The 21,673-nt window shown below is 75.6% G+C and carries 24 protein-coding genes; 11 read left to right on the top strand and 13 right to left on the bottom strand.

The features are described 5' to 3' along the window. Position 1: 1 nt before the first annotated feature. A complete protein-coding gene (locus tag FHL80_RS14930; protein WP_138734182.1) occupies positions 2–1,003 on the bottom strand; it encodes a cyclase family protein in 1,002 nt (333 codons plus the stop codon). A 104-nt stretch (positions 1,004–1,107) separates the two neighbouring features. Between FHL80_RS14930 and FHL80_RS14925 the strand changes: the two genes are divergently transcribed. Both FHL80_RS14925 and FHL80_RS14920 read left to right on the top strand, forming a co-directional pair. Continuing rightward, on the top strand, positions 1,108–2,070 hold the full coding sequence (locus tag FHL80_RS14925; protein WP_138734181.1) for a LysR family transcriptional regulator: 963 nt from the start codon (positions 1,108–1,110) through the stop codon (positions 2,068–2,070). Positions 2,071–2,157: 87 nt separating this feature from the next. Further along, on the top strand, positions 2,158–3,405 hold the full coding sequence (locus tag FHL80_RS14920; RefSeq protein WP_138734180.1) for an MFS transporter: 1,248 nt from the start codon (positions 2,158–2,160) through the stop codon (positions 3,403–3,405). Here FHL80_RS14920 and FHL80_RS14915 read toward each other — a convergent pair. Genes FHL80_RS14915 through FHL80_RS14905 form a run of 3 tightly spaced genes read right to left on the bottom strand, consistent with a single transcriptional unit; the run spans position 3,369 to position 6,532 of the window. Next, the gene (locus FHL80_RS14915; protein ID WP_138734179.1) at positions 3,369–3,710 is read right to left on the bottom strand and encodes a hypothetical protein; all 342 of its coding nucleotides are present in this window, start codon (positions 3,708–3,710) and stop codon (positions 3,369–3,371) included. The genes FHL80_RS14920 and FHL80_RS14915 overlap by 37 nt on opposite strands. 38 nt (positions 3,711–3,748) lie before the next feature. Beyond that, complete coding sequence (locus FHL80_RS14910) at positions 3,749–5,929, bottom strand: MMPL family transporter (protein WP_138734178.1); 2,181 nt, start codon at positions 5,927–5,929, stop codon at positions 3,749–3,751. Positions 5,930–5,935: 6 nt separating this feature from the next. After that, positions 5,936–6,532: a TetR/AcrR family transcriptional regulator gene (locus FHL80_RS14905; RefSeq protein ID WP_138734177.1), complete on the bottom strand. Its 597-nt coding sequence runs from the start codon at positions 6,530–6,532 to the stop codon at positions 5,936–5,938. A 129-nt stretch (positions 6,533–6,661) separates the two neighbouring features. Here FHL80_RS14905 and FHL80_RS14900 point away from each other — a divergent pair, with 129 nt between their 5' ends. Beyond that, complete coding sequence (locus tag FHL80_RS14900) at positions 6,662–7,489, top strand: alpha/beta hydrolase (RefSeq protein WP_138734176.1); 828 nt, start codon at positions 6,662–6,664, stop codon at positions 7,487–7,489. A 3-nt stretch (positions 7,490–7,492) separates the two neighbouring features. On the opposite strand, the gene FHL80_RS14895 is transcribed toward FHL80_RS14900, so the two are convergent. Next, positions 7,493–8,380, bottom strand: coding sequence for a sensor domain-containing diguanylate cyclase (locus FHL80_RS14895; RefSeq protein WP_138734175.1), 888 nt, complete (start codon positions 8,378–8,380; stop codon positions 7,493–7,495). 283 nt (positions 8,381–8,663) lie between these two features. On the opposite strand from FHL80_RS14895, the gene FHL80_RS14890 reads away from it, so the two are divergent. Continuing rightward, positions 8,664–9,935: an aldose epimerase family protein gene (locus FHL80_RS14890; RefSeq protein ID WP_138734174.1), complete on the top strand. Its 1,272-nt coding sequence runs from the start codon at positions 8,664–8,666 to the stop codon at positions 9,933–9,935. 143 nt (positions 9,936–10,078) lie between these two features. Then, positions 10,079–10,912 (top strand): alpha/beta hydrolase, encoded by an 834-nt coding sequence (locus FHL80_RS14885; protein ID WP_216870746.1) that lies wholly within the window; start codon positions 10,079–10,081, stop codon positions 10,910–10,912. Between the two features lie 4 nt (positions 10,913–10,916). On the opposite strand, the gene FHL80_RS14880 is transcribed toward FHL80_RS14885, so the two are convergent. After that, the gene (locus tag FHL80_RS14880) at positions 10,917–12,380 is read right to left on the bottom strand and encodes a protein adenylyltransferase SelO (protein WP_138734173.1); all 1,464 of its coding nucleotides are present in this window, start codon (positions 12,378–12,380) and stop codon (positions 10,917–10,919) included. Continuing rightward, entirely contained in the window at positions 12,377–13,345 is a 969-nt protein-coding gene (locus FHL80_RS14875) for a DUF6625 family protein (protein WP_138734172.1), read from the bottom strand. The genes FHL80_RS14880 and FHL80_RS14875 overlap by 4 nt, the downstream gene beginning before the upstream one ends. Before the next feature lie 90 nt (positions 13,346–13,435). Here FHL80_RS14875 and FHL80_RS14870 point away from each other — a divergent pair, with 90 nt between their 5' ends. The 3 genes from FHL80_RS14870 to FHL80_RS14860 are packed head-to-tail and all read left to right on the top strand — an operon-like array spanning position 13,436 to position 15,033. Next, on the top strand, positions 13,436–14,080 hold the full coding sequence (locus tag FHL80_RS14870; protein WP_246078694.1) for a class I SAM-dependent methyltransferase: 645 nt from the start codon (positions 13,436–13,438) through the stop codon (positions 14,078–14,080). Beyond that, complete coding sequence (locus tag FHL80_RS14865) at positions 14,077–14,649, top strand: hypothetical protein (protein ID WP_138734171.1); 573 nt, start codon at positions 14,077–14,079, stop codon at positions 14,647–14,649. Before FHL80_RS14870 ends, FHL80_RS14865 begins: the two co-directional genes overlap by 4 nt. A 6-nt stretch (positions 14,650–14,655) precedes the next feature. Next, the gene (locus tag FHL80_RS14860) at positions 14,656–15,033 is read left to right on the top strand and encodes a DUF4267 domain-containing protein (RefSeq protein WP_138734170.1); all 378 of its coding nucleotides are present in this window, start codon (positions 14,656–14,658) and stop codon (positions 15,031–15,033) included. A gap of 15 nt (positions 15,034–15,048) precedes the next feature. Here the strand turns inward: FHL80_RS14860 and FHL80_RS14855 are convergent, their stop codons facing one another. Beyond that, positions 15,049–15,870, bottom strand: coding sequence for an enoyl-CoA hydratase/isomerase family protein (locus FHL80_RS14855; RefSeq protein ID WP_138734169.1), 822 nt, complete (start codon positions 15,868–15,870; stop codon positions 15,049–15,051). A 59-nt stretch (positions 15,871–15,929) separates the two neighbouring features. Between FHL80_RS14855 and FHL80_RS14850 the strand changes: the two genes are divergently transcribed. Next, positions 15,930–16,394, top strand: a complete 465-nt coding sequence (locus tag FHL80_RS14850) for a RidA family protein (RefSeq protein WP_138734168.1) — start codon at positions 15,930–15,932, stop codon at positions 16,392–16,394. Between the two features lies 1 nt (position 16,395). Here FHL80_RS14850 and FHL80_RS14845 read toward each other — a convergent pair whose 3' ends face one another. Genes FHL80_RS14845 through FHL80_RS14825 form a run of 5 tightly spaced genes read right to left on the bottom strand, consistent with a single transcriptional unit; the run spans position 16,396 to position 20,607 of the window. Beyond that, a complete protein-coding gene (locus FHL80_RS14845; protein WP_138734167.1) occupies positions 16,396–16,980 on the bottom strand; it encodes a hypothetical protein in 585 nt (194 codons plus the stop codon). A 58-nt stretch (positions 16,981–17,038) separates the two neighbouring features. Beyond that, positions 17,039–17,893 (bottom strand): ABC transporter permease subunit, encoded by an 855-nt coding sequence (locus FHL80_RS14840; protein ID WP_138734166.1) that lies wholly within the window; start codon positions 17,891–17,893, stop codon positions 17,039–17,041. Next, positions 17,890–18,903 carry an ABC transporter ATP-binding protein gene (locus FHL80_RS14835; protein WP_138734165.1) on the bottom strand — a complete coding sequence of 338 codons (1,014 nt, stop codon included), beginning with the start codon at positions 18,901–18,903 and terminating at the stop codon, positions 17,890–17,892. Before FHL80_RS14835 ends, FHL80_RS14840 begins: the two co-directional genes overlap by 4 nt. A gap of 2 nt (positions 18,904–18,905) precedes the next feature. Beyond that, positions 18,906–20,000 (bottom strand): hypothetical protein, encoded by a 1,095-nt coding sequence (locus FHL80_RS14830; protein ID WP_138734164.1) that lies wholly within the window; start codon positions 19,998–20,000, stop codon positions 18,906–18,908. Further along, complete coding sequence (locus tag FHL80_RS14825) at positions 19,984–20,607, bottom strand: sigma-70 family RNA polymerase sigma factor (protein WP_246078693.1); 624 nt, start codon at positions 20,605–20,607, stop codon at positions 19,984–19,986. Before FHL80_RS14825 ends, FHL80_RS14830 begins: the two co-directional genes overlap by 17 nt. A gap of 131 nt (positions 20,608–20,738) precedes the next feature. Between FHL80_RS14825 and FHL80_RS14820 the strand changes: the two genes are divergently transcribed. Next, positions 20,739–21,332, top strand: coding sequence for a hypothetical protein (locus tag FHL80_RS14820; RefSeq protein WP_138734163.1), 594 nt, complete (start codon positions 20,739–20,741; stop codon positions 21,330–21,332). Positions 21,333–21,391: 59 nt separating this feature from the next. Then, positions 21,392–21,673: hypothetical protein (locus FHL80_RS25595; RefSeq protein ID WP_216870745.1), on the top strand; the 282-nt coding region annotated here is incomplete at its 3' end.

The following is a 21,673-nucleotide window of genomic DNA, read 5'->3' as shown; positions in this document are numbered from 1 at the left end:
CCTACTTGACGGCGATGGGGTTGACCGGGGCGCCGACGGCGCCGGTCACGGGCAGGGGGGCGGCGGTGAGGAAGAAGTCCCACTGGCCGTCGGCCGCGCAGTCCGCGGCGAGGGCGTCGAGGTCCCACATCTCGCCGAGGAACAGGCCCATGTTGGGGATGGCGACCTGGTGCAGCGGCTGGAAGGCGATGTCGAACTCGTTGGGCCGCACCTCGAAGCCCCAGGTGTCGGTGGCGATGCCGGCGATCTCGCTGCCGTGCAGCCAGTCGGCGGTGGTGAACGACAGCCCGGGGGAGTCCCCGCCGGCGTAGTCGCCCCAGCCGCGTCCCTCGGCGATGTCGCGACGGGCCCGGGTGAGCCGGCCGGTGCGCACGCACAGCAGGTCGCCACGGCCGACCCGGGCGGAGGCGCCCTGGGCGGCGATGGTGGCCTCGAGGTGCTCGGGAGTGATGGCGAACCCGTCGGGCAGCTCGCCGTCGGTGCCGAGGGAGGCGCCGATCGCCCGGCCGACGTCGAGCAGCACGCCGCGACCGGCGATGTGCGCGGCGGCGGTCTGGATGCCGGTGACCTTGTCCCCGTCGCTGGTGACGACGTCGCCGGCGCGGCGGCCGTTCCAGGCGTTGCCGTGGTCGAAGATGTGGCCGAGACCGTCCCACTGGGTGGAGGCCTGCAGCGGCATCGCGATCACGTCGTCGGCGCCGCCGATGCCGTGCGGGAAGCCCTGCACGCCGCGCTCGGCGTCCGTGCCGGTGTCCAGCATCGTGTGCACCGGGTTGGTGCGCCGCCGCCAGCCCTTCTGCGGGCCGTCCATGTCGAAGCTCTGCGACAGGGAGAAGCTCACCCCGCGGCGGACCAGCCCGGCACCCTGGACCCGCTTGTCCGCGGTGAGGAAGTTCAGCGTGCCCAGCACGTCGTCGGCACCCCAGCGGCCCCAGTTGGAGCAGCGCTTCGCGGCGGCCGCGATGGCGCCCTCGGGGTCGGTGCGGTCGAGCTCGTCCGGCATGCGTTCCTCCTCGGTGCGACGCGCACCACACTCGGGCACTCCGGACGAGGGGGGAAGGGGAGATGTCTGATGACGCCCATCACCGCCGTCGATACGGTGGGCTGGTGAACCTGGCCAGCCTGGACCTGAACCTGCTGGTCTCGCTGGACGCCCTGTTGCAGGAGCGCAGCGTCACCCGGGCGGCCGCGCAGATGGGGCTGTCCCAGCCGGCCCTGTCGGCGTCCCTGGCCCGGCTGCGCCGGCACTTCGGCGACGAGCTGCTCACCCGGGTGGGCAACGAGTACCGGCTGACCCCGCTCGCGGTCCAGCTCAAGGAGCTCTCCCGGATCGCGGTGACCGGTGTGGAGCGGGTCTTCACCGCCCAGCCGGAGTTCGACCCGGGGTCCTCCACCCGCGAGTTCACCCTGCTGGTCAGCGACTACGTCGTCGCCGTCCTCGGTGACACCATCGCCGAGCTGCTCGCCGAGGAGGCGCCGCACACCCGGCTGCGCTTCACCTCGCACACCCCGGCGATGGTCGAGCGCGCCGACCAGGTGCTGCTCACGACCGACGTGATGATGCTGCCGCACGGCTTCCTCAGCGACCTCTCCCACCGCGACCTCTACCGCGACGAGTGGGTCTGCGTGGTCGCCGCGGACAACCCGCTGGCCGACGAGGGGCTCACCATCGAGCACCTCGAGACGCTGCCGTGGGTCGCCACCTACCACGGTCCGACGGCGTCCACCCCGGCCGCGCGGCAGATGCGGATGCTCGGCATCGAGCCGCGCGTGCAGGTGGTCAACGAGGCCTTCCTGACCGTGCCCGCGCTCATCGCCGGCAGCGACCGGATCGCGCTGCTGCAGCGCCGGCTGATCGACCTGCTGCCGCTCACCAGCGGCGTCCGGGCGCTGCCGTGCCCGTTCGAGGTCGGACCGCTGATCGAGGCGATGTGGTGGCACCCGGTGTTCGACGACGACCCGGAGCACGCCTGGCTGCGGGACCTCGTCGTGCGGGCGGCCGAGCTGGCGGTCGGCAGCTCCGCCACGGTCGGTATCGACCTGGGTGATGACCCCCCTCAGGAGAAGTGATTTCCGCTCGGCCCGCACGCTGCTGACACTTCCGCTCCAGTGATGCCGGTCACCGGGACCGGCCCCTCCTCGTCAACGGAGACGCCCGTGTCGGAAGTCGTGAGTCCCGAGTCGCTCGCCGAGGAACCGCTGGCCGGTGAGGTCGCCGTCGACCCGGCGACCGGTCGCCCGGCCGGGCGGGCTCAGGCCGTGGTGCTGATCCTCGCCAGCTGCCTGGGCGTGCTGGGGGCGGTGCTGCTGGCACCGGTCCTCCCCGCCATCGAGGACGCCTTCGCCGGCACCGCCGGGGTGCAGGCCCTGACGCCGGTGGTCCTCACCGCGCCGGCGCTGGTGATCGGCCTCACCGCGCCGTTCGCCGGCCGGGTCGTCGACCGCATCGGCCGCAAGCGCCTGCTGGTGGCCGCGCTGGTGGTCTACGCCGTGGTCGGCACCGCGCCGCTCTGGCTGCCCTCGCTCCCGCTCATCGTGGCCAGCCGGGTGCTGGTCGGCCTCACCGAGGCCGTGATCATGACCTGCTGCACCACGCTGCTGGCCGACTACTTCCACGGCTCGCAGCGCGAGCGGTACTTCGGCCTGCAGGTCGTCAGCACCACGGTCGCCGCGACCCTGTTCTTTGGCATCGGCGGGGCGCTGGGCTCGCACAGCTGGCGGACGCCGTTCTGGCTCTACCTGGTGAGCCTGCCGCTGGCCGTGGCCGCCGCACGGCTCATCTGGCAGCCGGCGCCGCACCGCTCGGGTCCGGTCCTGACCCTCCCCGCGCTGCCCTGGCGGCAGCTCGCCGCCCCGGTGGTCACCTCGCTGGTCGGTGGCCTGGTGTTCTACGCGCTCATCGTCGAGCTCTCCTTCAAGCTCGACGACGTCGGCGTGGACTCCACCGGCGCCATCGGTGCCGTCAGCGCGATCGGCTCGCTGGGCACCGCCATCGGCGCGCTCTCCTTCAGCCGGCTGGCCCCCCGCGGCCCCGCGGTGACCGTCCCGCTGGCCTTCGCGGTGTCCGGGGTCGGGCTGGTCGGCCTCGGCCTGGCGCCCAACGTGCCGGTGATCGTGCTCTGCGCCGTCGTCACCGGCCTGGGCAACGGCCTGCTGCTGCCCTCCCTGCTGACCTGGGCGCTGGGGTCGCTGTCCTTCGAGCAGCGGGGTCGCGGCACCGGCTGGTGGACCGCTGCGGTGTTCCTCGGCCAGTTCGTCTGCCCGCTGGTGGTGCTGGGGCTGTCCGGCGCGATCGGCGGGCTGGGCTCGGCGCTCGTGGTGCTCGGCGTCGTCGCCGTCCTCGCCGCGGTCGTCGTCCGGTCGTCGCGTCAGGCCCGGGTCGTGGCGCCGGCGACCGGCGCCTGAGCCGCCCGGGCGGTCCCGAGCAGCCGCTCGACCAGCGGTGAGCGGAGCACCGGGACCGCCCGGCCGGCCAGCTCGGCGGCGTGCAGGTGGTCCAGGACCAGGTCCAGCGCCGGCGGGGACAGCGACGTGACCGACCCCGCCTCGATGCGGTCGACCCGCGCCGGCTCGCGGCCGTAGCGCTGCAGGAAGGCGGCGACGACGGCCTCGTCGACCTGGCCGGCCAGGCAGAGCACCCGCCCGGCGGAGGTGTTGAGCAGCCGGACGACGCCCCGCGCTGCGGAGCCGGCGGACAGCGGCGAGGTCACCCGCCCAGTCTGCCGCCGGCCCGCGCGGGGCGCTCGGGTCAGCCGACCGGGACCGGGTCCTCGCTCGTGCGGGCGGGCGTGCCCTGCTCCAGCGCGGCGCCCTCCACGTCCAGCTGGGGCAGCCAGCGCAGCCAGCGGGGCAGCCACCAGGCCCGCTCGCCGAGCAGGGCGAGAGCCGCCGGGACCAGCACCATCCGGACGACGAAGGCGTCGAACAGGATGCCGCTGGCGAGGGCGAACGCGATCGACTTGATGGTCGCCTCGTCGCCGGTGAAGAAGCCGGCGAAGACGGCGAACATGATCAGCGCAGCCGCGACGACGACCGGGGCCGCCTGCCGGAAGCCGGTGCGGATCGCGTCCATCGCCGACGCCCCGGAGCTGTGCGCCTCGTGCATCCGGGACACCAGGAAGATCTGGTAGTCCATCGCCAGGCCGAACAGGATGCCGATGACCAGGATCGGCGTGAGGCTGATCAGCGGTCCGGTGCTCGGGATGCCGAGGAGGTCGGACAGCCAGCCCCACTGGAACACCGCGACGGTGGCACCCAGCGAGGCGCCGATGGTGAGCAGGAAGCCCAGCACGCCGACCAGCGGCACCAGCAGCGACCGGAAGACCAGCACGAGCAGCACGAGCGCCAGCCCGACGACCAGCACCAGGTAGACCGGCAGCGCCGCGTCGAGGGACTCGGAGACGTCGACGCTGACCGCGGTGGAGCCGGTGACGTAGGCGTCCACGCCGTCGAGGTCGGCGAGCTGGTCGCGCAGGTCGGCCACCAGCTGCTCGGTGGCCTGGCTGGTGGGCCCGGACTCGGGGATGACGGTGAGCAGCGCCGCGCTGTCGTCGGCGTTGGGGATGGCCGGCGCGACGGCGGTGACGTCGGCCAGGTCCCCGATCGCACCGCTGGCCGCGGTGGCCGCCTCGGCGGCGCCGGCGCTCTGGAACAGCACGGTGAGCGGGCCGTTGAAGCCCTCGCCGAAGCCGTCGGCGAGCAGCTGCTCGGCCCGGGCCTGGGTGCTGCCCTCGGGCTGGGTCTGCACCAGCGTGGTCCGCATCGAGAAGAACGGGACCGCGATCGCGCCGAGGGCCACGGCGGCCAGCAGCAGCGAGAGCACCCGTCGCCGGGTGACCGCAGCGACCCAGCCGGCCAGGAAGCCGTCCCGGGCGGCCGCGTGGTGGGTCACCCCGGGCGCGGTGCGGTCCCTGCGGGGCAGCGTGCGGCGGCCCAGCAGGCCGAGCACGGCGGGCACCAGCGTGAGGGCGACCAGGACGGCGACGACGATGGTGCCGGCCGCGGCGATGCCCATCTGGGTCAGGAAGGGGATGCCGACGACGGCCAGCCCGACCAGGGCGATGACCACCGTGAGCCCCGCGGTGACCACGGCCGAGCCGGCGGTGCCGACGGCGGTGGCGACCGCGGTGCCGACGTCCGAGCCGCGGCGCAGCTCCTGCCGGAACCGGCTGACGATGAACAGGCCGTAGTCGATGCCGACGGCCAGGCCGAGCATCCCGGCCAGCGCCGAGGTGGTGGAGGAGAGGTCCAGGAACCCGGTGGCGATGGTGATGCCGAGGACCCCGGTGCCCACCCCGATGACCGCGGTCAGCAGGTTCATGCCGGCGGTCACCAGCGTGCCGTAGGTGATGGCCAGCACCAGCAGCGCGACGACGACGCCGGCCAGCTCGCCGATGCCGGCGACCGACGGGGTCTCGTTCAGCGCGTCGCCGCCGATCTCGACGGTGAGCCCGCTGCTGCCGCGGGCGTCGTCGACGGCGGCGACGAGCGCGTCCTGCTCGGCGACGGTGACGCCACCGACCGCGGCGTCGTAGGTGACCGTGCTGTAGGCGGTGGTCCGGTCGGCGTTGACCGCCGGGGCGGCCGGGTCGAGCGGGTCGCTCGCCGACACCACCCCGGGCAGCCCGCCCAGCTCGGTGACCAGGCCCTGAACGGCTGCGGCGTTCGTGCCCCCGGTGAGCGGCGAGCCGTCGGGGGACTGCACGACCACCCGGGCGGTGGCCCCGTCACCGCCGGCGCCGAAGTCCTGCTCGATCAGCCGCAGCGCGGTGGTCGACTCCTGACCGGGGATGGAGAAGGTGCTGGAGGTCTCGCCGGCCAGCGTGGCCGCGCCGACCCCACCGCCGACCAGCACGACCAGCCAGACGAGCACGACGGCCCGGCGGTGCCGGGCCGAGAAGGCGCCGAGTCGGGACAACAACAGAGCCATGGGGGATCAGGCCTCCACCTGGACGGGACCGGTCGGGGGAGCGCCGGGACGGCGGTGGCCGAGCGCGTCGAAGCTGGTGGCGATGATGTGCGGCCGGAGCAGGGCGGCCTCGCCGTCCTGCTGGGCGCGGAGGGCGAGGACGGCGAGCGCGACCAGGGCGCCGGCCACCCGGACGCAGCGCTCGCGCTCGGCGGTCCGGGGGTCGACGCCGAAGGCCGCGAAGGCCCAGAGGCCCGCCGGGTCGGTGTCCGCCTCGACCACCGCGCCCCCCTGGGTGACCGGCGTGAGCAGGAGGGACACCAGCCCCGGGTGCGCCAGCGCGGTGTCGACGAGCACCTCGATCGCGCGGTGGTCGCGCGCGGCGCCCGGCGGGAGGTCGCGCACCTGGTCCAGTGCGCGGCGCCCGAGCGTGTCGACCTGCGCGCGCACGGCCTCGTGCAGGGCGTCCTTGCTCGGGAAGTGGTGCAGCAGGCCGGCCTTGGACAGCCCGACCGCGTCAGCGACCGCCTGGACCGAGGTCTGCTCGAAGCCGTGCCGGGCGAACAGCGCCGCTGCCCGGTCGAGGATGCCCGCGTCGATCTGCTGACGGAACGGGCGGGCCACGGGACGACGATAACCCGCTTACCGACCGATCCGGTCGGCGAGCCGACCAGATCGGTCGGTGCCGTCGCTCACAGCGGGTCGGGCAGACTGCACGTCGGCACGACCACCGACCGAGCAGGAGGCGCTCCGATGACCGAGCCGGCGACCGAGGGGACGCTGCCGTCGGGTCAGCACTGGGCCGGGTGGACCGTCGACGTCCCGGCCGGGGTGGTCGTGCTGGTGCACGGGCTGCACGAGCACGGCGGTCGCTACGCCCACGTGGCGGAGCGGCTGGCGCGGGCCGGCTACGCGAGCTACGCCGTCGACCACCCGGGCCACGGCCGCTCGCCCGGCGTGCGCGGCAACATCGGCAGCATGGCCGGCACCGTTGCCGGGGTCGGTCAGCTGGTGCCGCTGGCGGCCCAGCGGCACCCCGGCGCACCGCTGTTCGTCTACGGCCACAGCCTCGGCGGGCTCATCGCGCTGCAGTACCTCACCGGCACCCCGGACGACCGCATCCGCGGCGCGGTCGTCTCCGCCCCGGCGCTGGACACCGGTGCGGCCACGAAGGTGCAGCAACTCGCGGCGCCGGTGCTGTCCCGGGTGCTGCCCGACCTCGGCGTGCTCACCCTGGACGCCGAGACGATCAGCCGCGACCCCGCGGTGGTGGCCGCCTACCGCGCCGACCCGCTGAACCACACCGGCAAGGTCCGGGCCCGCACCGGCGCGGAGATGATGACCACCGCCGCGGCGATGCCCGCGCGGCTCCGCTCGCTGACCATGCCGCTGCTCGTGCTGCACGGCGGCGCCGACCGGCTGGTGCCCACGGCGAGCAGTGAGCTGGTCCCCGCCTCCGCCGGCTCGACCGACGTCACCCGCACGGTCTACCCGGGGCTGTACCACGAGCCGCACAACGAACCCGAGCAGGAGCAGGTGCTCGACGACGTCGTCGCCTGGCTGGACGCCCACCGGGGCTGAGGGTCACCCCGGGCGGCGGGGGTCACGCCGCCGGCGGCGCGACTTGGCGCCGTACATGGCGTGGTCCGCCCGGGCCACCAGCCGGTCCGGGGCCTCCCCGGGCTCGCCCACGGCGTGGCCGATGCTCACGCCGATGGTGAGCTCACCCGCCGGGTTGGCGAAGGGACGCCGGAACGCGGTGGAGACCTCCGCGGCCAGCATGCCCAGCCGCGCGCTCGCCCCGCCGGGGCAGACGACCACGAACTCGTCCCCGCCCAGCCGGGCCACCAGGTCCGACGGCCCGGCCAGGGACTGCAGGCGGGCGGCCGCATCGGCCAGCAGCCGGTCACCCACCGCGTGCCCGTGCCGGTCGTTGACCTGCTTGAAGCCGTCGAGGTCGCAGAACAGCAGCCCGCATCCGCTCCCGTGCTCGGCGTCGAGGTGCTGACGGAGCGCATCGAACAGGGCGCTGCGGTTGGGCAGGCCGGTCAGCACGTCCGTGTGCGCCCGCCGGCGCAGGGCTGCCTCGCGCTCGCGCTCCTCGGTGACGTCGAGCCCCAGGCAGGCCAGCGCCCACGGGGCACCGGTGTCGTCCCGCAGCACGTCGATCGTCATCGAGACGCGACGGCGCACCCCGCCGGCGGCCAGCCAGTCGCCCTCCTGCGGGAACGTGGTCCCCGTCGCCATGGAGCGGGCGATCGCGTCCTGCGCGAGCAGCCGGTGCTCGGGCGCCACGTAGACGTCGTGGAACGGGCGGCCGACCAGGTCCGCGGCCGGCCTGCCGGTGAACCGCTCCATCGCCGGGTTGACCAGGAGCAGCCGGTCGGCGCCGTCGACGACGCACAGCAGGGCGCGCGTGGAGCGCACCACGTCCACGGCCAGCTCGTGCTCGGCCCGGCCTGCCCGGATCACCGCCCGACCCTAACCGGGCCGGCGGACCGGGGGAGCAGGACGGCCGACCGCCCCGACCACCAGCACCTGGACTACCTGGCGTCACTCCGCGCTCCCGGTCTGTGGCCACGCCGTGAGTGGGCTGTGCGCTGCCATTGACACCGCTTCGGCCGTCTCCCTACGGTCGGGTCGTTCTAGGACGGCACGGGGGGCACACCCTGCACGTCCGCCGGCGCCCGGAACTGCCGTGCCCCCGACCACCGCGCGACGACGCCGGTGGACCGCAACGGACACGGAGTTCTCCATGCCTGGACGTCTGGCACCACCCCCTGCCCACCTCCCGGCCGCCGCCGCGCCGGCGCCCCGCCGGCGACGGCGCCGCTGGCCGCTCGTCGCCACGCTCAGCGCCGGCCTGCTCGCCGGCACCGTGGCCACCCCGGCCGGGGCCACCGACGGCGGGTGGGGCGGCGGCTCCCACGGACACGCGAGCACGACGGTGGAGCCGTTCGGCACCACGCCCGACGGCACCGCGGTGGAGCGCTGGACGCTGACCAACGGCGACATGACCGTCCGCGTGCTCACCTACGGCGGCATCGTGCAGTCGCTGGAGGTCCCGGACGCCCGCGGTGAGGTGGACAACGTCGTCCTCGGGTTCGCCGACCTGGCCGGCTACATCGAGAACAACAACCCCGGCCCCTACTTCGGCGCCCTCATCGGCCGCTACGGCAACCGGATCGCCGGTGGCACCTTCGAGCTGGACGGGCAGACCTACCAGCTGCCGCTGAACAACAACGACAACACCCTGCACGGCGGGACGCAGGGCTTCGACACCAAGGTCTGGTCGGCCACCCCGGTCGGCGACCGGGACGTGGCCGCCCTGGAGCTGACCCTGGTGAGCCCGGACGGCGACATGGGCTTCCCCGGCACGCTCACCACCACCGTGACCTACTCCCTCGACGACGAGGAGCGGCTCTCGGTGCACTACGAGGCGACGACCGACGCCCCGACCGTGGTGAACCTGACCAACCACACCTACTGGAACCTGTCGGGCGAGGGGTCGGGCACCATCTACGACCACGAGCTGCAGCTCAACGCGAGCGGCTACACGCCGGTCGACGAGGAGCTGATCCCGACCGGTGAGATCGCGCCGGTCGCGGGCACGCCGTTCGACTTCCGCGAGCCGACCCCCATCGGGGCGCGCATCCGGGAGGACGACCAGCAGCTGCTCTACGGCCAGGGCTACGACCACAACTGGGCGCTGGACCGCGTGGACAACGGCGCGCGGGAGGGCTCGGACAGCGAGGACGCCCTGGAGCCGGCGGCCCGGCTGTTCGACCCGGACAGCGGCCGGACGCTGACGATCGAGACCACCGAGCCCGGCATCCAGTTCTACTCGGGCAACTTCCTGGACGGCACGCTGGTCGGGACCAGCGGTCGCATCTACCGGCAGAGCGACGGACTGGCCCTGGAGACCCAGCACTTCCCGGACTCCCCGAACCAGCCGCAGTTCCCGTCCACCGTGCTGCGCCCGGGGGAGACCTACGACAGCACCACGGTGTTCGACCTGTCCTCCTGACCCGCTCAGGAGCCAGCTGACGAGGGGCCCCGGCCGTCGCCCCGACGGCCGGGGCCCGCCTGGTCTCCACCGACGACCACCTGACCTGGCTGCTGGTCCCGAGGCGCACAGCGGCGGAGCGACCCAGCCGGGACGATGGGGACGTGCGGCAGGTGCTCCGGGCGGCAGGGGTCGTCCTCGTGGTCGTGGTGCTCGTCCCGGTCCTCGTCCTGACGGGGCTGCTCTGGGCGCTGCAGCGGCGGCTCGTCTACTTCCCCGACGACGGGCCCGTGCCGGCCGCCGCCGACGTCGTGGCCGGCGGTCGCGACGTCCGGCTGACCACGGCGGACGGCCTCGAGCTCGGTGCCTGGTGGGTGCCCGCCCCCTCGGCGGACGCGCCGACGGTCCTCGTGGCCGGCGGCAACGGCGGCTCGCGGGTGCTGCGGGCGCCGCTGGCCCGGGCGCTGTCGGTGGCCGGGCTGGGCGTGCTGCTGTTCGACTACCGCGGCTACGGGGGCAACCCGGGCAGCCCGAGCGAGGCGGGCCTGGCCCTCGACGTGCGCGCCGCCCGCAGCCACCTGCTCGGGGCCGGCGTCCGCCCGGACCGGCTGCTCTACCTGGGCGAGAGCCTCGGCTGCGCGGTCGTCACCGAGCTGGCCGTCGAGCACCCGCCGGCGGGCCTGGTGCTTCGCTCCCCGTTCGTGGACCTCGCGGCCGCGGGCAGCGGCCGCTACCCCCACCTGCCGGTCCGGCAGCTGCTGCGCGACCGGTACCCGGTGGCGCGGCAGATCGCCGAGGTCACCGTCCCGACGACGGTCGTCCACGGCAGCGGCGACACCGTCGTGCCCCCGGCGCAGAGCCGGCAGGTCGCGCACGCCGCCGGGCGGCTGCACCGGCTGGTCGAGGTGCCCGGCGCGGAGCACGGCGACGCCGTGCTGACCGACGGTGAGCTGCTGGTCGACGCCGTCGTCGAGCTGGTGGCCCTCGTGGTGCCGTGAGCCCTCAGGTGCCGCAGAAGGTCCGGTAGACGCCGAAGTCGACCGGTGCGGGAGCGGCGTACCGCGCCAGGCCGGGGCGCTCGGTGAAGGGCGAGGTCACCGCGTCCAGCAGCCGGTGCAGCGGGTCGAGGTCGCCTGCGGTCGCCGCGGTGAGCGCCTCCTCGACCAGCTGGTTGCGGGGGACGTAGACCGGGTTGACCCGGTCCATCGCGTCGGCGTCCGGGGCCAGGGTCCGCCAGCGGGCCAGCCAGCCGTCGATGCCGGCGAGGTCGAGGAACAGGACCCGGACCGGCTCGGCGCCGCCGCGGGCCGCCGCACCCAGGGCACGGCAGAACGAGGTGAGGTCGACGTGGTCGGCCTGCAGCAGGGCGAGCAGGTCGTCGACCAGCGGGCCGACGACGCCGTCGTCTCCCCCGGCGGGCAGGCCGAGCTTGGCCCGCATGCCCGCCGTCCAGGCGTCGTCGTACTGCGGACGGAACCCGTCGAGGGCCGCCACCGCGAGCTCGACGGCCTGCTCCTGCTCGTCGGCGAGCAGCGGCAGCAGCGCCTCGGCCAGCCGGGCGAGGTCCCACTCGGCCACTCCCGGCTGGTTGCCGTAGGCGTAGCGGCCGCGGTGGTCGATGGAGCTGTACACCGTCGCCGGGTCGTAGGCCTCCATGAAGGCGCACGGGCCGTAGTCGATCGTCTCGCCGGAGATGGTCATGTTGTCGGTGTTCATCACGCCGTGCACGAACCCGACGAGCATCCACCGGGCGACCAGCTCGGCCTGGGCGCTGACCACCGCCTCGAACAGCGCCAGCGCGGGGAGCTCGGCGTCGGCGGCGGCGGGGTGGTGCCGGGAGATGGCGTGGTCGGCCAGCCGGCGCAGCAGGTCGACGTCCCCGGTGGCCCGGGCGTACTGGAAGCTGCCGACCCGCAGGTGGCTGCTGGCGACCCGGGTGAGCACCGCGCCGGGCAGCGCGGTCTCCCGGCGCACCTCGCGTCCGGTCGCCACCACGGCCAGCGAGCGGGTGGTGGGGATGCCGAGGGCGTGCATCGCCTCGCTGACCACGTACTCGCGCAGCATCGGCCCGACCGCGGCCAGCCCGTCGCCGCCGCGGGCGAACGGGGTGCGGCCCGAGCCCTTGAGGTGCAGGTCGCGGAGCCGGCCCTCGGTGTCGACGAGCTCGCCGAGCAGGAGGGCGCGGCCGTCACCGAGCCGGGGGACGAACCCGCCGAACTGGTGCCCGGCGTAGGCCTGGGCCACCGGCGTCGCACCGGCCGGGACGTCGTTGCCCAGGAGCAGCCGCACCCCGTCGGCGCTGCGCAGCTGCGCCGGGTCGAGGCCGAGCTCGCCGGCGAGCGGCTCGTTGAGCACGAGCAGCTGCGGAGCGGGCGCGCGGTCGGCCTGCCAGGGGACGGTCAGCTCGGGGAGCTCGCGGACGAACCGGTTGCCGAGGTGGACGCTCAGGTGCGGGGCGACGGTCACCTCTCGAGGGTAGGAGCAGCTCCGCGCGGCTGCGCGCGCTCGCGGGCCCGCCGGGCGGCGCGGCGGCGGACGGCCCGCCGTGCCCGTCGCACGTAGAGCCCGACCAGCTCGCGGCCGGCCGGGACCCGGGCCGCACGGACCGTCCACGGCGACACCCGCTCCTGCACGGCGAAGCCGTTGGCCGTGATCCAGTACCGGTCCGCCGCGAGCACGTCGGCCGAGGGTGCCCGCATCGTCCGCTTCTGCAGGTGCACCAGGAGCGCCGTGCGCCGGACGACCTGGCCGCGGTCCAGCCGGTACTCGCAGACCTCGCCCTCCTCCCAGGCGTAGCGACGGGGGTCGCGCCCGGGTGGGTGCTCCGCCCGCGTCCGGTAGCGGGCGAACGAGAGGTCGAAGATCGTCTCCTCCTGCCAGATCGGCACCTCGAGGTCGCGCAGGAGGTGGAAGATGCCCGCCCACTCGTCGAAGTGCCGGGCCGCCGGGTCGGTCAGCACGTCCCGGTAGCTGACCCCGTCGATCTCGTGGCGGAACCAGCCGGCGGCGTCGGGGGTGTTCCGGTAGAGCGCGAAGTTGCCCTGCACCAGCACCTTGTCGGCGGCGAACGCCTCGGCCGGGAGGTGGTCCCGGACCCGGCCGAACAGCACGTCGAGGTCGCAGTGCCCCCAGAAGTCGCAGCCGGCCAGCTCGTCGGCGAAGACCTCGCCGAAGGCCGGCCGGAGGTCGCACAGCTTGTACGGGCTCTCGATCGCGAGCGGGAAGTCGAAGGAGCGCTGGACGCGGGCCACCAGGTCGGGGAAGTCCCACCGCTGCACGGTCAGGTTGGGTGGTGCCCCGGGCACCGGCGCGTCGGTGAGCAGGAGCCAGTCGACGTCGGGGTTGGCGGCCATGCTGCGGACGACGAGCGGGAAGTACGACGGCCGGTCGCCGAAGTAGGGGACGACCAAGCGGATGGAGGGTCCGGGCACCCGCCGGACGGTAGCGACTGCGGCCCGGTCGCGGGACCCGCGCGGCGGCGCCGCCGTTTTACCGGCACCCGGAGCGGGGACCACCGGGTCGTGCCCCCGATTCCGCCCGACCGTGCACCCGCCGCTGTCCACCCGACCTACCTGGACGCCAACCGGGTCTGGGTGGACTCCCGCCCCCGCGCCCTGGTGCAGCGGCGGTTCGAGGCCCCGGTGCTGCTGCGGCTGGGCGGCCCGGTGTCCGGCGGCCGGGCCCTGGAGCTGGGCAGCGGCCGCCGCGGCACCGGCCTCCGGCTGGCGCTCGACCTGTTCGGGGCTGCCCGGGTCGACGGCGTCGAGCTGCACCAGGCGAGCGTGGCGGCGTGCCGGGCGGCGGTGCGCGACCTCGGCGACCGGGTCGAGGTGCAGGTGGGCGACGCGACCGCGCTGACGGCGGCGGCAGGCTCCTACGACGCCGTGTTCGGCTACCACGTGCTGCACCACGCCGACGCCTGGCGGGACGTCGTCCGGGAGGCAGCGCGCGTCCTGCGTCCCGGCGGGCGGCTGTTCTCCTGCGAGATGACCGCGCGGATCGTCGACAGCCGTCCGCTGCGGGCCGTCTCCCGCCACCCCTCCGACGGCGACCGGCCCACCCCGGCCGGGCTCGCCGCCGCCTGCTCGGCCGCCGGGCTCACCGTCACCGGGCAGGAGACCCGGTTCGCGGGTTGCTGGACGGCCCTGGTGGCGACCAAGCGGTGAGCGACGCCGGACGCTCCGTCCCAGGCGTGCTGCGCGCGGCCGTGCAGCTGCTGGTCAGGCACTGGCGGGCGGCCTACCTGACCTCCCTCGCGGCCACGCTGGTCAACACGGTGCCCGACGTCCTGCGTCAGGTGCTGGTGTGGGACGACCCCCGGGTCGCGGCCGCCGTCGCCGTCGACGTGGTCGGGTTCGCGACGGCGCTGGTCGCCCAGCTGTGGGTCACCGGCGCCCTGGCCGAGCTCCCCGGGACCGGTCGACCGGCTCCGGCGGGTGCGCTGCGGCGGGGGACCGGCCTGGCCTGGCGCGCCGTCCGCACCGCACCGGGGACGGTGCTCGCCGGTGTGGTCTGCGGCGGGGCGGTCTCCGCGCTGCTGACCGTCCCCGCCTCGGTCGCCGCGCTGGGACTGCACCGGGTGCTCGGCCCGCTGGACGCCCCGGGCGTGGGAGCGTTCACCGTCGCCACCGTCAGCGACCTGGTGGCCAGCGCGGTCACGCTGCCGTTCCTGGCCCTCGTCCTGGTCCTCATCGCCACCGGGCGCCGGTTGACCGCGTCCCCGGCCGGGCAGTGACCGGCCATGGCCGGCGAATGGGACGTCACCCGCAAGAGCATCGGGACACTGTCGATCTGGTTGGGCACCGGCGCGCTGTTCGCGCCCCGGGCGATCACCAGCGTGCTGGGGGTGGACGGCACCGCGGCGCAGACCGACCGGGCGCTGCCGCTGCTGGTCCGGCTGATCGCCGCCCGGAACATCGCGATGGGTGCCGCGCTGCTGGTCACCCCGCCGCCGCAGGCGCGCCGCACCACCGAGGTGACGCTGCTGCTCACCCTGCTCGACGCCGCCGCGGTGCTGGTGGCGCGCCGCGGCGGGGACGTCGCGCCGCGCAGCGCCGGCCTGTCCCTGGCCGTGCTGGGCACGACGGCGGCCGGCACGCTGCGCTGGCACCGTCGCTGACCGCCGCGGGTCCGCTCAGCGACCGTCGAAGGTCGCCTTCCCCGGACCCTCCCGGAGGAAGCCGGCGACCGCCGCGCGCAGGTCGGCGCTGCCGAACAGCGCGCCGGACAGCGCCGGGGTGAGGTCGTCGGCGGCCCGCACGCCGTCCCGGACGGCGGTGGTGACCAGCCGCTTGGTCACCGCGTGGGCCAGCGTCGGGCCGGCGGCCAGGTCGCGGACGTAGTCGTGCACGGCGTCGGAGAAGCCGTCCTCGGGCAGCACCTCGGTGACCACGTCCCACCGCTCCAGCGTGGCGGCCGGGTACCGCTTGCCGGTGTAGACCAGCTCCTTCGCGCGGGCCGGTCCGGCGCGCTCGGCCAGCCGCTGCGGTCCGCCCATCGACGGGGACAGGCCGACGACCCGCTCCACCAGGCCGAAGGACGCCCTCTCGGAGGCGAGCAGCAGGTCGCAGGCCAGCGCCAGCTCGAACGCCGCCGTCAGGGTGAGGCCGTGGGCGGCGAACACCGTCGGCACCGGCAGGTCCTCGACCGCCTGGGTGATCCGCAGCAGCCGCCGCCAGAGCACCGCGCCGTGCTGGGCGGCGTCCTCGCCCTCGGCGATCGCGGAGAACAGGGCGACGTCGACCCCGCCGGAGACGACCTTCCCGCGGGCCTCGACGAGCACCGCGCGGGCCCGGTCCGGCGCACCCGGGCCGGTCAGCTCGCGGAGCTGCTCCACGACGTCCTCGAGCCCGGCGAACACCGCCTGGTCGAAGAGGTTGAGCGGCGGGTGGTCCAGCACCACCACGGCGACGTCCCCGTCGCGCTCGAGCCGGACGGGGGCCTGGTCACTGGTCATCTGGGCATCCTGTCCCTCGGGGCCTGTCGCGGCCATGGCCACCGCGCCACCATCGGCCCATGGACGTCGACACGCGACTGCGAGAACTCGGCATCGAGCTGCCGGCCCCCCGGGGCCCGGCGGGCAACTACGTCCCCGGCCGGCTCGCCGGGGACCTGTTCTTCCTCTCCGGGATGGGCCCGGTCCAGCCGGACGGCGGCCTGGTGACCGGGAAGGTGGGCGACGGCGGCCTGGACCTGGCGACGGCCCGGGCCGCTGCCCGGCTGACCGGGTTGCAGCTGCTCGCGGCGATGCGGGCCGAGCTGGGCGACCTCGACCGGGTCCGCGGGGTGGTGAAGCTGTTCGGGATGGTCAACTGCCGGCCGGGCTTCACCCGCACCCCGGCCGTCATCGACGGCTGCTCCGACCTGTTGATCGAGGTCCTCGGCGAGCAGGGCCGCGGTGCCCGCTCGGCGGTCGGCATGGCCGAGCTGCCCTTCGACATCGCGGTCGAGGTCGAGGCGGTCGTGCACGTCGCCGGGTGAGTCAGCCGCCGGCCTGCTCGTCGGCGGCCCGCTGCCGCTCGATCTGCTCCAGCACGGTCTTCCGCCCCTTCCCGAGCTCCCGCTCGGCCTGCTCGGCGCGGTCGAGCTGCGTCTCGCCGTGCATCGACCGCACCCGTTCGCGGGCCTCCGGGGCGGCGGCGTCGACCAGCTCGGCGGCCGCGCGCGCCTCCTGGGCCGCCGGGGTGTTGGGCACGTGCTGGGTGTCGCCTTGCCGCTTCACGCGGTCGGTGGCCTGCTGCTCCTCCTCGCTGAGCAGCTGCCACGCGGCGTCGGGCAGGTAGCGCTCGGTGCCGTCCTCGCCCCGGGCGCCGGTGCTGCCGTCGGCGGTGTGCCAGTCCTGGCGCGTCCACCCGGCGAGGTGCTGCTGGGACGCCGTGCGCTCGCCCTCGTGCCGGTAGCCGCCGCCCTGCGCCTCGTACTCGTGGGTCAGCAGCTGGCTCTTCCGGGCGCTCCACTGACCCGGCCGGCCGCCACGGTCCCCGGCCTCGATCTCGTCCTTGAGCCGGGCACGCAGCTCCGGGTCGGTGTAGTCGTCCGCGTAGTCCGCCGCCGTCTTCCCGCTCATGGCCGTGCGCTACCCGGACCTGCGGGCGCCCACGCACCGCCCGCCGAGCGGCCCGGTGTCAGAGGTCGCGGCGGACGAAGGACACCGCGGCCAGGCCCCAGACCATCGCCACCCACAGCGCCGCCCACGCCAGGTAGGCCAGCGTCAGCGGTGCCTCGCTCAGGAACGGGAAGCCGTCGAAGGCCGGACCCAGCTGGGTCAGCACCGACGGGTCCTGGAAGGCGTGCATGGCCCCGCGCCACAGCCCGTCGGTGGGCAGCAGCACCCGGGAGATCGTGCCCACCCGCGCCACGCCGTCGTTGCCCAGCGCCTCGCCGATGCCCCCCACCACGCCGGCGATCCAGGTGGCCCCGAACAGCCCCACCGCGACCACGCCCGAGGCCATCGGCGAGATGACGGTCGACAGCAGCAGCCCCAGCGTGAGCAGCACGACCGTCTGGGCGGCGAGCAGCGCCAGGGCCCCCACCGGCTGGGGCGGCCAGTAGTCGACGGTCAGCCGGACGACCAGGCACAGCGACAGCCCGGCGACCACGATGAACCCGGCGCCGAACGCGACCAGCCCCAGCCACTTGCCCAGCAGCACCGTCGACCGGCGGACCGGCCGGGCGAGCACCGACAGCGCGATGCCGGACTCGACCTCACCCGACAGCGTCGGGCCGGCCAGGAACGCGGTGCCCAGCGCGGCGATCAGGCTGAGGCCGAACATCACCAGGTTGAGCAGCTGGGACGCCACCAGCCGCGCCTCACCGCTGGTCAGCGTGCCGAAGTCGCTGGTCGCCGTCAGCCGGGAGAAGCCCCAGGCGCTGAGCCCGAGGAGCGCGAGGGTGAGCACCGCGAGCGCCCGCAGCACCCGGCGGCGGGCGGCCTCCCGCAGCGTGAGCCCGGCGATGGTCAGCACCACGCGGGCGGTCACCGGGGCTCCTCCGCGCCGGTGCGCAGGATGCCGAGCAGCCGCTCCTCCAGGCTGATCCGCCCGGGCTCGACCGCGTGCACCCGGACGCCGAGCGCGACCAGGTCGGCGACCAGGTCGGGCACCGCCGTCCCGTCGTCGTCGGCGGGGAGCGCGACGGTGACCCAGTCGCCGGCGATGTCGACGACCCCGGCGGCGGCCAGGCGTGCCTGCGCGGCCGGCGGCACCGCGGTCAGCTCCAGCCGCACCTCGCGCTGCCCGAGCAGCTCGGTCAGGGTGCCGGCGGCCGCGACCCGGCCGCGGTCCAGGATCACCACCCGGTCGCAGACCCGCTCGACCTCCCCGATCAGGTGGGAGTTCAGCAGCACCGCCACCCCGCGGGCCCGGAGTGCGAGGACCAGGTCCCGGACGTCGACCCGGCCCAGCGGGTCCAGCGCGCTGGTCGGCTCGTCCAGGACGACGAACTCCGGCCGGGCGACGAGCGCGACGGCGAGCCCCAGCCGCTGCTGCATGCCCTTGGAGAAGCCGCCCACCCGGTCCGCGGCGCGGCCGGCGGCGTGGTCGGCGGCGTGGTCGGCGAGGCCCACCAGCGCCAGGCACTCCCGCTGCTCGGCCGCCGGCACCCGGACGCCGGCCAGCCGGACGTGCAGCGCCAGCACCTCGGTGGCGGTCAGCCACGGCTGGTAGCGGAAGAGCTCGGGCAGGTAGCCGACCCGGACCCGCGCCCGGGGGTCGGAGGCCGGGCGCCCGAGGAGCATCACCTCACCGGCGTCGGGGCGGACCAGGCCCAGCAGCATCTTGATCACCGTGGTCTTGCCGGCGCCGTTCGGGCCGAGCAGCCCGAGCACCTCGCCGCGGGCGACCTGGAAGGACACCCCGTCGACGGCCTGGTGCCGCCCGTACCGCTTGCGCAGCCCGGTGCACCAGACCGCCGCCGTCGGCGGCAGCCCGGCCACCAGGTCCGCCGCGGCGCGGACGGCGCCGTCCCCGAGGGCCGTGGAGTCGGGAGCCACGGTCAGTCGAGGTCCTCGGCGACGGCGAGCACCTCGTCCGGGCCCAGCGACCCGGCGACGACGGTGACGACGCCGTCCTCGACCCACAGCACGGCGGCGAGCGCCTGGTCCCGGGTCTCCAGCACGGTGGCCGGCACGCTGTCCACCTCGGCGGGTGAGGTGGTCACCCGGTCCGACGGCACCGGCAGCGGCAGCGTCGAGCCGTCGGCGGCGAAGGTCCGCAGCTGCGCCGCGACGTCGTCGGGCAGCCCGGGCAGGGACAGCAGGTAGTCCCGCATCGTCTCGAACGGGACGCCGGAGGAGCTGTAGGCGGTGGGCGCCACGGCCCGGCCGACGACCAGGGCCGGGACGCCGGCGGACTGCCTCCAGATCGCGGCGACGCCGGGGCCGGCCACCAGGCGGACCTGGCTGCCGTCCAGCCCGGCCGGCGGCGGGGGCGCCGGCTCACCGCTCTCGGCGGCGGCCCGGGCGGCCCGGTCGGCCGAGAAGGTGAAGGTCGCACCCAGCTCGCCGACCACCTGGTACTCGGGCTCGCCGGTGACCCCGCGGGGCAGCGTGGCCACCGCCGGGACGTCGAGCCCGCTCTGCGCCGCCGCGGCGGCTGCGTCGGGGACCTGCTGCGGGCCGTCGCCGCCGGTGACCTCGATGTCGCCGTAGGCGCTCAGGTCCGGGAGGGCGACCAGGTCCGCGGGATCCAGGCTCACCGGCTGCAGCTGCTCGGTGCGGAACACCGGCAGCCAGTCGTTGGCGGCGGCGGTGCCGGCACCGGCCAGGACGGCGGCGAAGGCGACCGCGGCGACGACCGGGCGGCGCAGCACCGCCCGGGCCCGCCGGGCGCGGGCGCGGACCGGGGCGGGCGCCGGCTCGGCGCCGCCCGCCGGGAGGGCGCCGGCCAGCCGGTGCCAGGCGGCGGGAACGTCCACGGTCCCCTCGCCGGCCGGCTGCAGCGCGGTGCCGACGGCGGCAGCGTCCCGGCGGGCGGTGGCCAGGCCCGCCAGGCAGACCGGGCAGCCGGCGACGTGGGCGCGGTCGGGCTCGGAGACACCGGCCGGCTCGTCGAGCAGCCGGCGCAGCACGCCCTCAGTCGGATGACGCATGACGGATCAGCTCCTTGCGCAGGGCGGCCTCGGCACGACGGACGGTCGTGCCCACGCTGCCGGGGGACATGTCGAGTGCCGTGGCCACCTCGGCGTAGCTCAGGCCGCTGTGCCGCAGCACCAGGGCCACGGCCTGCTTGCGGGGCAGCCCGGCGAGCGCGGCGCGCACCCGGCTGCGGTCCTCACGGGTCAGCACGGTCTCCGCGACGTCGGGTGCGACCACCTCGGCGGTGGCGGCGACGGTCTCCTCCCGGGACGCCCGGCGGCGCCCCGAGCGGATGAGGTTCAGCGCGGTGTGGGCAGCGGCGACCGACAGCCAGCCGGGCGCCTCACCGGCCGGGACGGCGGACCGCCCGAAGGCCAGGAAGACCTCCTGGGCGACGTCCTCGGCCTCGTCCCGGGAGCCGAGCACCCGGGCGGCCACGCCGACGACCCGCTGGTAGTCGCGGCGGAAGACCTCGGCGAGGTCGGCCCGCACGGCGTCCCGCGCCCGACCCGACACCGCCACGCCCTTCCTCCCCGCGCGCGACGACGCACGCCCGGTGACCGCACCGGCCAGCGGCAGGTCCACCGTGGCCGCCGGCCGCCCGTGCTGAACCAGGTCCATGTCAGGAGAGCACCGCCGGTCCGCCCGATGTGACACCCGGCGACCACGGTGCACCCAGGACGACCTTGAACTGCTCGCCGGGAGGGCGCACAGTCGGGGGGCCCACCCCCCCGACTCCCGTGGAGCGCCGGATGCTCGAGTTCCTGATCGTCGTCGCGCTCGTCGGCCTCGTCCTCGCCGGGCTGCTGGTCGGTACCGCCGTGTTCCTGCTGCGCCGCCTCCTGCGCAGCCGGCTGGTCGTCGCCGCCACCGACCTCGTCGCCGACGGCGTGCTCGCCGTCAGCGCGTGCCGCCCCCGGACCACGCCCAACCGGGCTGCCGCGCTCCGGGCGCTGCGGGTGTCCCGGGCCCACCGGCTGCTTCGGGAACGGGTCGCCGTCGCGCAGCGGGCCGGCGCCCACCTCGGTGACGTGCCCGCCGTGCTGCCGCGGCTGGAGGCGGAGGGGCGCCGGCTCCGCGCCGCCCTCGGCCGGCTCGTCGGTTCCACGGCGGCCGCCCACGAGCTCCTCGACCGGGCCGACCGGCACCTGGCCGTGCTGGCCGACCTGACCGAGGTCGTCGACACGGCGGCCGACGCTCCCGCGGCCGACGACGCGCTGGCCCGGGACGCCGAGGAGGCCGCCCTCGCGCTGCGGCTGCACACCGCCGCCTACACCGAGCTGATGGGCCGGGACCCGCAGCACGCGGAGCAGGCAGACCGCCAGCGGGGCCGGGCCGCCTCCTAGGGGTACCCCGGCCACGTCCTCAGCTCGGGGACGCGCTGGTCGGGGACGCGCTGGTCGGCGTGGTGCTGGTCGGCGTCGACGGTGCGCTGGTCGTGGTGGGTGGTGCGCTGGTCGTCGTCGGCGGTGCGCTGGTCGTGGTGGGTGGTGCGCTGGTCGTCGTCAGGTCAGCGCTGGTCGTCGGGACAGCGCTCGTGGTCGGCGGTGCGCTGGTGGTCGGGGCGGCGCTCGTGGTGGGCGTGGCGCTCGTGGTGGGCGTGGCGCTCGTGGTGGGCGTGGCGCTGGTGGTGGGTGCAGCGCTGGTCGTCGGCGGTGCGCTGGTGGTCGGGGGGGCGCTCGTGGTG

The organism is Modestobacter excelsi, assembly GCF_005930495.1.
GTDB lineage: Bacteria > Actinomycetota > Actinomycetes > Mycobacteriales > Geodermatophilaceae > Modestobacter > Modestobacter excelsi.
Note: the sequence above shows the minus strand (reverse complement) of the source record. Positions and strands in the feature narration are given on the sequence as shown.